The following is an 11,022-nucleotide window of genomic DNA, read 5'->3' as shown; positions in this document are numbered from 1 at the left end:
GGGGGCGTAAGGTGCCGGTCGTGGCCGTGGAAGCAGCAGGGAGTCTGACGTGATCACCTTCGACGACATCCGCCGGATCGCCGCCGGCTATCCCGAGACCGAGGCGTCGACGCACGTCCACCGGCCGAGCCTGCGTGTCAAGGGCAGGTCCTTCTGCGGGATCGAGAAAGGCGGCGCGACGGTGGTGTTCTCCGTCGGCCGCGACGAGGCCGCCGCCGCTGTCGCCGACGCGCCCGGTGTCTACGAGGAGGTCTGGCGCAAGGCCGCGACCATGACCTTCGTGGGCCTGCGCGTCGAACTCGACAAGGTCGGCCGCGACCGCATCACCGAACTCGTCGGGCAGGCCTGGCGCCACAAGGCGCCCAAGCGGCTCGTGGCCGCCTACGACGCCGGCTAGACCGCCGCCGGGGCCTTGCGCGGCCCGCGCAGCATCCACGCCGCCAGGACACCGCCGACAAGCCCGAACAGGTGCCCCTGCCAGGAGATGCCGGACTGCCCGGGCAGCACACCCCACACGATCGAGCCGTACACGAACAGCACGACCACCGCCACGGCGATGTCGAGCAGCCGCCGGTCGAACAGACCACGACCGATGACGTAACCGAAGTACCCGAACACCACGCCACTGGCACCGACGGTCACCGTGTACGCCGGCGCCGTCAGCCACACGCCGATCCCACTGACCAGCACGATGACCACCGTGGCGAGCACGAACCTCCCCGGCCCGCGCAGCGCGGCCAAAAAACCCAGCACCAGCAGCGGGACCGTGTTGGCACCCAGATGGTCGAAACCGGCGTGCAGGAACGGCGCCAGAACGATCCCGGTCAGCCCGTCGACATCACGCGGGACGATGCCGAGGGCGTCCATGTCGGCCGGGAGGACATAGTCGACGGCCTCCAGCACCCACAACAAGGCCGTGGCGATCAGCAACCCGACGATCCCCGACAGCGTCCCGGCGGGCAGACGCGGACCCGGCTGGGGCACGACGGGCGTGGGAACGTCATTCATGTCCCCTACGGTAGACACTCCGCACCAGCGCCCCCACGCCGAGGAGCAACCGCCGTGCCCGAGTCGCCGACCGCCGAGATGATCGCCCGGGCCTTCGCCCTCGGCACCCCCGACGGCGCCCCGGGCCACGTCGCCGGCGCCTACTCACACACCATGTGGCGGCTGCGCACCGACACCGGCGAATACGCCGTGAAGATCTTCGACCGGACCGTCGACCACTCCCGCGGCGAGGACTTCGCCCGGCGCATGGCCGAAGCGGTCACCATCGAACTCGCCGCCATCGCCGCCGGTGTCGACGCGCCACGACCGATACCCGACATCGACGGTGACCACATCAGCGCGGCGGCCGGCGGCGTACTCGCCCGCGTCCACACCTGGGCCGACGGCGAACCCGTCACCGGCCGACCCGACCCGCCGTTCGCCGCACGCGTCGGCCGGGCCCTGGCCACGATCCACCGGCTGCCCATCACCTGCCCCCACGCACAGGCCGAAGGCCTGTGGACCACCCACGACGACGCCCACATCGCCGCGCTCGCCGCACGCGCCGGCGCCGCGAGCGAGTCCTGGGCCGGTGACCTCGACCGCGCCAGAGGCCCCTGGCAGGACATCCGCGACCTCGCCGAAACCCGCCGGGGACGAACCTGGCCGCTCATCTCCACCCACCGCGACCTCGGCCCGAAGAACGTCCTGCGCGCCCCCGGCGACCGGCCCGTCATCGTCGACTGGGACGTGTCCGGGCCCTGGACGGCCACCGAGGAACTCGCCGCGGCGAGCGTCGAATGGGCCGGAGTGAAGACCGGCGCACCCGACCCCAAGGCCGCGGCCGCACTCGTCGAGGGCTACCTCGACGGCGGCGGCGACGCCGGAATCGACGGACCGGAAGTCTTCGCGTCCTGGCTGATCAAACACGCCAACTGGACCGAGATGCACATCCGCCACGCCCTCGACCCCGCCGCGCCCCGCCGGGAACGCTCACGCGAAGCCGTACCGGGACTCCTCACCGAACTGTCCCGGTACGTCGCCGGGGTCGGCGAATGGACCCGGTGGCTGTCACGGTGAAGACGTGAACCACTCCAGGTAACGCGACTGCCCGAACGTCCGCGCCGTCGCCCGCGCCGAAGGCGTCCCCGCGTCGGCGTCGGCACCGGCGTCGAGGAGCGTGCGCACCACCTCGGTCTCGGCCTTGAACACCGCGCCGGCGAGCGGACTCTGACCCCGCTCGTTGAGCGTGTTCGGGTCGGCACCGTGCTCCAGCAGCATCCGCACCGCAGAGACGTGACCGTGATAGGCCGCCAGCATCAACAGCGAATCGCCCTTGTCGTTGGCCAAGTCGACGGGCACATCATCATCGACATAGGCGGCCAGCCGCGCGGTGTCGCCCGTCCGCGCCATGTCGAACACCGCACCGTCGCGCTCGGCGAGCTCCCGGTCGTGCGGCGCCTGCGAGTCTGCCATGACCCGATCCTGTCAGAGCCACACCGCCGAGCGGGCATCGTCGGGCAGAGCGGCCCCGTGTGTCCCGCCCGGCCCGGCCCCGCCTGGCCTAGGCTGGGCGGCGTGTCGTCCATCGTGGAGCTACCCCGGCAGCGTGACGCGGCGGTGCACGCCGACCCGTACACGACCTACCTCGACGCCCTCGACAGCGCCGAATCGCGCCGGTCGATGAAAGGCTGCCTCGACCGCATCGCGCGCCTGATGACCGGCGAGGACGACGGCACCGGCGCCGGACAGCCCTGGCACCTGCTGCGCTACGAGCACACCACCCGCATCCGCACCATCCTGTGCGAACAAGGCTGGTCGGCCGCCTACGTCAACAAGCACCTCGTCGCCCTGCGCCGGGTCCTGAAGGAAGCCTGGCGGCTCGGACTGACCTCCGCCGAGGACTACCAGCGCGCCGCCGACCTCGCCACCGTCGAACAGCACCGCCTGCCCCACGGCCAGCACGTCCCCGGCGAAGTCCTCGGCGCCGCCCTCGCCGCCTGCGACGCCGACGAGTCCCCCGCCGGGCGCCGCGACGCCGCCCTCCTGGCCGCCCTGTACTCCACCGGATGCCGCCGCGCCGAACTCGCCGCGCTCGCCGTCGGTGACTACGACGGAGCCGCACGGTCGTTTCGTGTGACGGGCAAACGCAACAAGCAGCGCATGGTCTACCTGACCTCGCAGGCCGTGGCGCGGCTGGAGGCGTGGCTGGCGGTGCGCGGGAAGGCACCGGGCGCGCTGTTCGGGCCGATCAACAAGGCCGGACGGCTGCGCCTGCGCGACGGCGCCGTGGCGGCGATGTCGGGACAGGCCGTCGCCGACATTCTCACCCGCCGCCTCACCCAGGCACAGGCCCCGTCGCGGAGCCCGCACGACTTCCGCCGCACCTTCATCGGCGAACTCCTCGACGCCGGTGTGGACCTGGCGACCGCCCAGGGCCTCGTTGGGCACGCCTCACCGGCCACCACCGCGCGTTACGACCGCCGGCCCGAGCGGCAGCGCCGCGCGGCCGTCGACCGCCTGACCCTGCCGGAGGCGAAACCCTTGCGGTGACGGTGCCGGCGGGGCTGCCTGTGTCGCATGACCCGCACCGAGGCACACGTCATCTGGCCGCACGGTGACCTGCACCCGGCCAACGTGCTCACCGCCGACGGCTTGTTCTGCGGCGTCATCGACGTCGGGGACCTCCGCGCCTTGCCGCCGCCTGGATCCTGTTGCCCGACGGCGCCGCCGACCGGGCCCACCACGATCCCGCGACGCTGCGCCGGGCCAGGGGCTGGGCGCTGATGCGCGCACTGGCCGGCATCTTCATCGGCGACGCCGGCGAGCATGGTCGTCTCGGCGGGGAACCCACCTCGGGCCCGCCCGCTCACGCGTCACTGCGGCGTCTCATCGCCACGGCTGGCTGAACGGGCGCCTCAAGCGGCGAGCAGGACCTCGTTGAGGACCGGCGAAACATGCGCCAGGTAGTCGATGTCGCGGCGGTACAAGGCGTCGTGCCCGTCGGCGATGTGCGAGGCGAAGGCGGCGTCGCCTTCGGCGGCCCGGGCGTGCATCCACGACACCAGGGCGTCCAGGCGGGTGATGGCGGTGCGGACGAGGATGTCGCGGTCGTGGCCGGTGAGGCCGTAGGCGTCGGCGAACACGCGCAGCCGGCGGGCCTGCTCGCCGGTCCCGGCGCTGCCTTCGGGGCCGTCGGGGTCGGTCAGCGGTACGAAGCGGTAGGCGGCGTAGGCCAGGTCCCACACGCGCGGCCCGGGATGGGCGGTGTCGAAGTCGATGAACGCGACGGGTTGCCCGTCGCGGTAGACGCAGTTGTAGGGCGCGAGATCGCCGTGGCAGACGACCTCGACGGGTTCGCGCACCGGGAACATCCACACCGCCTCGCCGGGCGGGGTGAACGTCGCCGTCGCGTCGTGCAGGCCGCGGATCAGCCGCGCGGCGGCGGTCAGTCCGCGGTCGGAGTACACGTGAGCGGGCAAGGGATAGTGCGCGACGTCCCCCGCCATGAAGTCGAGGATCTCGCGGCCCTGATCATCGACGCCGTGCACCCGGGGCGCCCCGGCATAGCCCTCCCCGGCCAGGTGGCCGAGGAGGGCGTGCACCGCGGGGGTGTGGGGGCCGGTGGGTCGCCGCACGGTCGACGCGACCCGCACGACCTCGTTGACCCCACCTCCGGTGAGCGGCTCTTCGGTCACGACGCGATTATGACCGGCGTGAAGTCCGGGTCTGCCATCGCCTCGTCGAGCGGGAAGATCGGCCGTTCGACACCGACGTGTCCCAGACGCACGATGTCCTGGTCGACGCCGCCGGGCGTCAGGCCCATGATCCAGCCTTTCGCCGCGTCGAACAGGTCGGGGACCAGGTAACCGATCTTGACGACGGTCGCGTCGACATCGGACGGGTCGAGACCGAGCTCGGTGAAGTCGGCGATGTAGTGATACGGCTTGCGGCGGGCGGTCAACACCGCGTGGACACCACCGCTGGTGACCACGGCGATGTCGCCGCCGGTCGGGTCGCCGCGCAGGATCGAGGTGACCTCGCCCGACAACTCCACGCTCGCGCCGCCGTCGTAGCCGAGGTCGCCGCCGACGCGCACCGTCACCTGCGCGCCGAGACCGGCCTCGACGCAGGCGGCCATGGCGTCGGGGGCCACACACGACGCCCAGATCGCGCTGGCCTCGCCCGCGGCGAGCGCGGGGTGGGCTAGGAGGCGGGTGAGGGTGTAGGGGACGTCGCCGGAGCCGCCGGCGGTGGGGTTGTCGCCGGAGTCGGAGATGAAGAAGGGGCGTTCGTCGGCGGCGAGGGCGGCGCTGATGGCGCTGTCGGCGTCGGCGGAGGTGGTGGAGAAGGCGAAGTCGCCGCGGGCGGCCCACCACGCGGCGGCGAGTTCTTCGGCCTTGGCGGCGATGAGTTCGGTGTCGGTGCCGGAGACGACGACGGCGGCGCGGCAGCGGGGTTCGTCGGCCCAGGCGTAGCCGATCCAGATGGCGGCGTCGATGACGCCGTCGAGGGCCTCGATGGCGGGGAGGCGGCCGTAGAGGCCCTTGGCGGGTTCGTCGCGGGTGCAGGCCTTCTCGCCGGGGAGGAGGACGGGGACGGTGACCCAGGCGCGGTGGGGGCGGACGCCGCCGTCGAGGCATTCGACGAGTTTGTCCTGTGCGCGCTGGATGGTCAGCGGTGAGTCCTCGTGGGGTGACATGCGGTGGGAGGTGAGCAGGTCGACGTTGTCGACGAGGCGGCGGGAGACGTTGCCGTGGGGGTCCATCGACGCCGAGACGAGGACGCCGGTCCCGACGACGGCGCGGACGCGGGCGGCGAGGTCGCCTTCGGCGTCGGGGACGTCTTCGACGCTCATGGCGCCGTGGATGTCGAGGTAGACGCCGTCGAGGGGTGCTTCGGCGTGGGCGGCGGTGAGGCCTTCGATGAGTTCGGCGCTGGTCTCGCGGTAGAAGCCGGCGGTGACGGCGCCGCCGGGCAGCGCGCGGGCGTGGACGAGCGGGACCCACTCGACGTGCTCGGCGAGCGCCTTGTAGCGGCCGAGGAGTTCCTCGCCGCGCACGACGGTGAAGTCGGCGTGGCCCGCGCGGTGGGGGGAGAAGGTCGAGGACTCGATGTGGATGCCGCCTACGGCGATGCGCCAACGCTTGGGGGTGGTGATCATGGTTTGGGACCTTACCTCCGTGGCGGGCGTGAGGGAAGAGTTATAGGCAGGGGGCCTGCGTAATGTTGGGCCGCCTGCCTTCGGTTGACTCCGGAGGTGCTGGACATACCCAGGACTGTCGGAGCCTCGGCGTACCTTCAGCGCAACAGTGCCAACACGGAGGGCTCAACGATGAGTTCACGTCAGTATCGGAGCGCGTTGGAGCGCAAACGAAAGGAACAGTCGGCTGCGGAGAAGAAGGCGGGCGACTTCAAGAAGAAGGAGGCAGACAAGCGCCTTGCCGCAGCGAGGGCGCGCGCCGCCGCAGCACGGTTCTCCGGTAGTTCCGCCGCAAGCAAACTGCGTGAGGCCACCAGACACGAGGACGACGCGAACAAAGCGTTGAAAGAGGCCGCACAGTGGCAGCAGAAGGCGGCCACACTGGGCAAGGACTCCGCGGACTTGGAAGTCCGCCTGGCCAAGGCTCTAGCGACTGAGGGCCTGGCTGCGGAGCGAAAGCGGGCGCAGGAGCTTCAGCTCGCCGAACGCCGCGCGGCGATGCAACGAGCCGAGATGACGCGTCGACTTGAGCAGACCGAATCGATCGTTGAGGGAGTACTTGTGCATGTCCCGGCACCGAAACCAGAGAAGCTCCGGGGCTTGCTGCTTGGGGCGTCCTCGGAGGGCGAACTGCGAGTGGCACGTGAACAGGCCCGGATCCGCTCCGTGGTGGAGCGGGCTAACCACAGGGATCTGATCCAGATGGATGCCAGGGCTTCGGCGACCGCCGTCGACCTCCTCGACGGCATTCTCCGATTCCGGCCGCACGTTGTTCACTTCTCTGGACACGGTGACGAAGATGGTGCCCTGTTCTTCGAGGAGGACACCGACATCGCCCCAAAGGACACGGCAGTCACACCGCGTGTGTTCGCCGCCGCGATGGCCGCCACCGACACTCCGCCGATCCTGGTTCTCCTGAACGCCTGCGACTCAGCTGTTCAGATCGGCGACCTGGTGCGGGATATCGTGCCGTTCGCAATCGGGATGTCCGACGAGATCATGGACGGGGACGCCATCACCTATGCCGCCAACTTCTACGCTGCGGTGGCGAACGGCCACTCCATCCGTTCAGCTCATGCGGCTGGACAAGTCGCATTGGAGTTGGCTGGCCTGACCGGAGCGAAGCTCCCTGTCCTCGCATGCGCGGCGGGACTCGATCCGGCAGCTGCAATCCTGGTCAAGCCAGCAGAGTGATTCGTCGGCACTGGGCGTGAGAGCTCGCTGAGCTGTGCCAGAGCCCTCGCCGGAGCGAGGGCTGTTTGTTCGGTACTTGTCAGCGAGTAACCGTTCGCAGGAACCCTCGCCACTCGTCGGCCGACATTGCAAGGATCGGCGACCCCTCAGCTATTTTGCTGTCGCGAACCTCGAACCGCCCCAAGTTCACGCGGGCCTCGACGCACTGACCGCCCTGACCGCCGCTACGGGTCGACTTGCGCCACGGGGAAGTACCCACCTGGAAACTCCTCTACGGGGATCGCATGATCTCGGATCACGTTGAGGACCTCACGATACGCCGCGACGGCTGAGGCGACCTCCACGTATCGGCACCCGTCAAGACTCTCCAGGTAGACCACGTCGGGGTCGAGCGAGTCGTCGAACTCAAGGATCGTGAACGGCCCCGAATCAGGCGCCGGGTGGTCCCCGCGAGCCAACGGCAACACCCGCAGGTCGACCTGCGGGAGGCGGCCAAGTTTCGTGAGCCGGTCGCGTTGAGCGGCAAGGACTTCAGGCCCACCGACGGGCCTCAGCAACGCGGCCTCACCTAGGACGATCGTCGTTGCCCCAGCGTGTTTGCCAACCCGATCCCAGTAGTCCCGCTGCCTGCGCTGACGAAAACTACGCGCGACATCGATACTTCCCTTGTCCGACAAGGGATGCTGCCGGTACAGCGCTGTGGCATAGCTGTCCGTCTGGCACAGACCCGTCACCAGTCCCGGATCGAAGATGAGCAACCGGTCAGCCGTCTGCTCCATCTCAGCGAACAACCCGAAGCCTTCACGAACGCCCTGCCCGTACTCCTCGTACCAGCCAGGCTCGTCGGCCGCTCGATACATGCGCTCCAACTCCGACGTCACCGCAGTGTCCGCCCCGTACAGCCGGGCGAGACCGCCGATCACTGTGAACGGCATCGACGTGGGTTGCCCGTTCTCGATCCGGTTGAGCGTCCGCCGCGACTTGATCCGGCCTGAGCGCTCAACGTCGTACGTGCTGAGGTTCGCGTGCTCCCTCAGCCTGCGGAGTCGCTTGCCCAACTGCCTGCGCGTCAGAAGTGGACCGGCCATCGCCACATGATGCCCCACTCGCGCCCCAGCGTAGGAGGCCTACGCACCCTGCTTTCCCAGGGCAATACGCCCCAGCTGATCGCCCTACCGTGTCGGGCGGCTTGCTCCGTTGTCCCAACGTCACACCAGCCGTAACGTCCGGGGCGTACCGGCAGCGTCACGTTGTGAGACTGACGCGGAGACAGGTTGGCACGTCGAGCACCACGCGCCGAAAGGTTCTCGGCGACCGGTATAGGGACGGCCTCTGTTCGCTGACCTCCGGACCGTGCAGAGGCTGTTCCTCCAATCCGGCAACTCGCAGGGAGGGCGTGTGGCCACCAGGTTTGTAAAGACGATCATGTGGACCGTCCTTGCGGGAGTGTTCGTCGGCCTGACGTGGTTCAGCAGCTTCGGTTCCGGCCTGTTGTGGGCAGCATGCGGAGTGGCGCTCACGGTCGTTGCGGCCGGTCTCGCCGGACTCGTCGCCTGGAACATGCCCGACCCTCCCGACATATCAGAGGAGAAGTGACCATGGCCGTGGTCGTGGATTGGAGCGCGATCGCAAGCGCTCACGTCGAGCAGACGACGACTCACAACACCGACGCCGGCGAAGCGCAGACCCTCGGCACCGGGATCTGCGCCGACTGTCTGCGGTCCTTCCCCGGCGGCCCAGCACGCATGGCGGAGATAAAGCGACGAGCCGGATGGGTCGACCATGAGCGCTGAGCAGTCGCCCGCCGCACTGTGGGCACGCTGGCGGAAGCACACGCAGGCTGTCCACCCCTACAAGGTGTGCATCGAGAACTGCCCCGAGGGGTGGCCATGCGAGACCCGACGGGAAGCAGAAGCGGCGTTGCGGGCGCAGGGCATCGACCCATATGCCGTTCTGCGGCATGAGGTTTCCCTGCCGACAGGCTAAGTTGCCGGAGTGGGTGCGTTCGAGGACTTCCTAGACGGGGCACGGCGAGCGCTTGAGTTGCTCACCGAAGCGCAGGGCTTACTGCGGTCGGCCCGAGAGCGAAACGGTGAGGCCAGAGTCCGCCTCACTGAGGCAGCCGCCGGGTCGGGCAACGACCGTGTGGCCGCGTCGCTGACACGGCTTGAGTCCGTCGGAGAAGCACTCAACCGAGCCGAGGTCGCATCGGTCGGTGGAGGCGACACCTTCCGTGAGTACCTCGTCCAGATCGGCGCCGAAAGCGCCCTGAGCGCCACCGCATCCTCGACCGCAGCCGAACCGCCAGCCGCGGTGAAGCGCAGCCCTCTGCAACTCCAGGACTTCCGCGCAGGCCGGTTCCATCGAGACGCTGTGAAGGCCATCGAGCGGGAGGGTTATCCCCGGAACAAGTCCGGGAAGACCTCGGCCCGCGCGCACCTTTACGACGCCGACGGGCGCGAGGTCCAGCCCACCACGTACAAGGCATACGTGAAGGGCGAGCAACCCGACCGCCCGGAGCTGACACACCCGTTCAACGATGCCGACCGGACCACGACTGCCTGGCATGCCGAAGCCGACATCGCCCAGGCAATCCGCGACGGCGGCATGCCCGAGGCGACGATCTATCTCAACGTGCCGCTCTGCGGCAAGAGCAGCAAGGACAACCCGAACGTTCCCGACCCGCGCCGGTGCTCGGAGAACCTGCGGCACATAATCCCGAGAGACGTGGTTGTCTACGTCCACGTGGTCCCAGAACGCGGCACCGAGAGCCGCAGGCGGATCGTCGGAACCGGAGAGGGGATCAAGGGTGACTGAGGGACCGCACCGTCCCGTACAGGCGGACGCCGACGTGCTCGCCGACCTATGGGAGCGGGTTGACCAACTCGACACACGAGACCTGACGGCGTACGCCCTGGAGCGGGGGCTCACTCCCCCGGCCGAGCCGGAGGGGTACCAGGGGTGGGAGATCGTGATCGCCTACCCGGACCGCGACTACGACAACGGCGTTCTCTACTGGTGGGGGCCAGAGGAAGATCACGGCGAGGAAGACGAGCCGGATGCCGAGGACGGATGACCTGTGCCCGAAGACGTGACGGTGGACGCATTCGAACCAAGTACGAAGTGGTCGGCAGGATCGATCCTCATCACGAGCCGCACGGTGAGTCCCGACGAAATCTCAGAACGCCTGAGGCTCCTGCCGGACGAGCAGTTTGAACGAGGCAGCCTGACCAGCCCTCGCAACCCAAGCAGCGCCCGACGCGACTCCAACCTCTGGGCCCGCAAGAGCGGGCTAGGCAGCGATGCCGACCTCGCTGAGCATGTCGGGGCCCTGGTTCAACTAGTGACCGGATGCCGCGATGAGCTCAGACTCCTGTCCGTCGACTGCGACCTAAAGCTCTTTCTCGGTTTCAGCAGTGACAACGGCCAGGGCGGCTGCGTCCTCCCAGCCCCGCTGCTCGCCGAGATCGGTGCGCTGGGCTTTGACGTCGTTTTCGACCTTTACCACCCACCAGAGGTGTCGGGCGCCTGGACCTGGTGACGGCCTCATTAGTACCGGTGCCCGTCAAACTCGAACGCCCCAGCCGCATCGACGAGAACAGGCTGAGTCTGGACGATGCCGCCCACCTGACTGAAGG

At 69.2% G+C, this 11,022-nt stretch carries 15 protein-coding genes and 1 pseudogene; 10 read left to right on the top strand and 6 right to left on the bottom strand.

The window, feature by feature from the left end:
* Positions 1 to 49: 49 nt before the first annotated feature.
* Entirely contained in the window at positions 50 to 397 is a 348-nt protein-coding gene (locus HNR73_RS07930) for an MmcQ/YjbR family DNA-binding protein (protein WP_184786637.1), read from the top strand.
* Here the strand turns inward: HNR73_RS07930 and HNR73_RS07925 are convergent.
* On the bottom strand, positions 394 to 1,008 hold the full coding sequence (locus HNR73_RS07925) for a rhomboid family intramembrane serine protease (RefSeq protein WP_184786636.1): 615 nt from the start codon (positions 1,006 to 1,008) through the stop codon (positions 394 to 396). The genes HNR73_RS07930 and HNR73_RS07925 overlap by 4 nt on opposite strands.
* A gap of 54 nt (positions 1,009 to 1,062) precedes the next feature.
* Here HNR73_RS07925 and HNR73_RS07920 point away from each other — a divergent pair, with 54 nt between their 5' ends.
* Positions 1,063 to 2,067 (top strand): phosphotransferase, encoded by a 1,005-nt coding sequence (locus HNR73_RS07920; RefSeq protein WP_184786635.1) that lies wholly within the window; start codon positions 1,063 to 1,065, stop codon positions 2,065 to 2,067.
* Here HNR73_RS07920 and HNR73_RS07915 read toward each other — a convergent pair.
* On the bottom strand, positions 2,059 to 2,463 hold the full coding sequence (locus tag HNR73_RS07915; protein WP_184786634.1) for an ankyrin repeat domain-containing protein: 405 nt from the start codon (positions 2,461 to 2,463) through the stop codon (positions 2,059 to 2,061). The two genes, HNR73_RS07920 and HNR73_RS07915, sit on opposite strands and share 9 nt — an antisense overlap.
* A gap of 102 nt (positions 2,464 to 2,565) precedes the next feature.
* Between HNR73_RS07915 and HNR73_RS07910 the strand changes: the two genes are divergently transcribed.
* Together HNR73_RS07910 and HNR73_RS07905 are read left to right on the top strand one after the other, a co-directional pair.
* Positions 2,566 to 3,540: a tyrosine-type recombinase/integrase gene (locus HNR73_RS07910; protein WP_203685821.1), complete on the top strand. Its 975-nt coding sequence runs from the start codon at positions 2,566 to 2,568 to the stop codon at positions 3,538 to 3,540.
* Positions 3,541 to 3,591: 51 nt separating this feature from the next.
* A pseudogene (locus HNR73_RS07905) lies at positions 3,592 to 3,896 on the top strand (aminoglycoside phosphotransferase); the annotation flags it as partial.
* Between the two features lie 9 nt (positions 3,897 to 3,905).
* On the opposite strand, the gene HNR73_RS40645 reads toward HNR73_RS07905, so the two are convergent.
* Together HNR73_RS40645 and HNR73_RS07895 are read right to left on the bottom strand one after the other, a co-directional pair.
* Positions 3,906 to 4,685, bottom strand: coding sequence for a phosphotransferase enzyme family protein (locus HNR73_RS40645; RefSeq protein WP_184786633.1), 780 nt, complete (start codon positions 4,683 to 4,685; stop codon positions 3,906 to 3,908).
* Positions 4,682 to 6,151, bottom strand: a complete 1,470-nt coding sequence (locus HNR73_RS07895) for a M81 family metallopeptidase (protein WP_184786632.1) — start codon at positions 6,149 to 6,151, stop codon at positions 4,682 to 4,684. The genes HNR73_RS40645 and HNR73_RS07895 overlap by 4 nt, the downstream gene beginning before the upstream one ends.
* Before the next feature lie 171 nt (positions 6,152 to 6,322).
* On the opposite strand from HNR73_RS07895, the gene HNR73_RS07890 reads away from it, so the two are divergent.
* Entirely contained in the window at positions 6,323 to 7,384 is a 1,062-nt protein-coding gene (locus HNR73_RS07890) for a hypothetical protein (protein WP_184786631.1), read from the top strand.
* Positions 7,385 to 7,463: 79 nt separating this feature from the next.
* Here HNR73_RS07890 and HNR73_RS41170 read toward each other — a convergent pair whose 3' ends face one another.
* Both HNR73_RS41170 and HNR73_RS07880 read right to left on the bottom strand, forming a co-directional pair.
* Positions 7,464 to 7,574: a DUF397 domain-containing protein gene (locus HNR73_RS41170; RefSeq protein WP_375791756.1), complete on the bottom strand. Its 111-nt coding sequence runs from the start codon at positions 7,572 to 7,574 to the stop codon at positions 7,464 to 7,466.
* Positions 7,575 to 7,608: 34 nt separating this feature from the next.
* Positions 7,609 to 8,472 (bottom strand): helix-turn-helix domain-containing protein, encoded by an 864-nt coding sequence (locus HNR73_RS07880; protein WP_184786629.1) that lies wholly within the window; start codon positions 8,470 to 8,472, stop codon positions 7,609 to 7,611.
* 310 nt (positions 8,473 to 8,782) lie between these two features.
* Here HNR73_RS07880 and HNR73_RS07875 point away from each other — a divergent pair, with 310 nt between their 5' ends.
* The 5 genes from HNR73_RS07875 (at position 8,783) to HNR73_RS07855 (ending at position 10,925) form a co-directional block, all read left to right on the top strand.
* Positions 8,783 to 8,980 (top strand): hypothetical protein, encoded by a 198-nt coding sequence (locus HNR73_RS07875; protein WP_184786628.1) that lies wholly within the window; start codon positions 8,783 to 8,785, stop codon positions 8,978 to 8,980.
* A gap of 2 nt (positions 8,981 to 8,982) precedes the next feature.
* Positions 8,983 to 9,177, top strand: a complete 195-nt coding sequence (locus HNR73_RS07870) for a hypothetical protein (RefSeq protein WP_184786627.1) — start codon at positions 8,983 to 8,985, stop codon at positions 9,175 to 9,177.
* 202 nt (positions 9,178 to 9,379) lie between these two features.
* Entirely contained in the window at positions 9,380 to 10,201 is an 822-nt protein-coding gene (locus HNR73_RS07865) for a DddA-like double-stranded DNA deaminase toxin (RefSeq protein ID WP_184786626.1), read from the top strand.
* Positions 10,194 to 10,460, top strand: a complete 267-nt coding sequence (locus HNR73_RS07860) for a hypothetical protein (RefSeq protein WP_184786625.1) — start codon at positions 10,194 to 10,196, stop codon at positions 10,458 to 10,460. Before HNR73_RS07865 ends, HNR73_RS07860 begins: the two co-directional genes overlap by 8 nt.
* Before the next feature lie 3 nt (positions 10,461 to 10,463).
* Entirely contained in the window at positions 10,464 to 10,925 is a 462-nt protein-coding gene (locus HNR73_RS07855) for a DUF4279 domain-containing protein (protein WP_184786624.1), read from the top strand.
* The last annotated feature ends 97 nt before the right edge of the window (positions 10,926 to 11,022 follow it).

Origin of the sequence: Phytomonospora endophytica (assembly GCF_014202425.1) — a bacterium.
Classification (GTDB): Bacteria; Actinomycetota; Actinomycetes; order Mycobacteriales; family Micromonosporaceae; genus Phytomonospora; species Phytomonospora endophytica.
Note: the sequence above shows the minus strand (reverse complement) of the source record. Positions and strands in the feature narration are given on the sequence as shown.

What these genes read in the sequence shown, in the direction of transcription:
- HNR73_RS07925 (WP_184786636.1), bottom strand. Translation starts at nt 1,008, where the DNA reads ATGAATGACGTTCCCACGCCCGTCGTGCCCCAGCCGGGTCCGCGTCTG.
- HNR73_RS07915 (WP_184786634.1), bottom strand. Translation starts at nt 2,463, where the DNA reads ATGGCAGACTCGCAGGCGCCGCACGACCGGGAGCTCGCCGAGCGCGAC.
- HNR73_RS07895 (WP_184786632.1), bottom strand. Translation starts at nt 6,151, where the DNA reads ATGATCACCACCCCCAAGCGTTGGCGCATCGCCGTAGGCGGCATCCAC.
- HNR73_RS07890 (WP_184786631.1), top strand. Translation starts at nt 6,323, where the DNA reads ATGAGTTCACGTCAGTATCGGAGCGCGTTGGAGCGCAAACGAAAGGAA.
- HNR73_RS07880 (WP_184786629.1), bottom strand. Translation starts at nt 8,472, where the DNA reads ATGGCCGGTCCACTTCTGACGCGCAGGCAGTTGGGCAAGCGACTCCGC.
- HNR73_RS07870 (WP_184786627.1), top strand. Translation starts at nt 8,983, where the DNA reads ATGGCCGTGGTCGTGGATTGGAGCGCGATCGCAAGCGCTCACGTCGAG.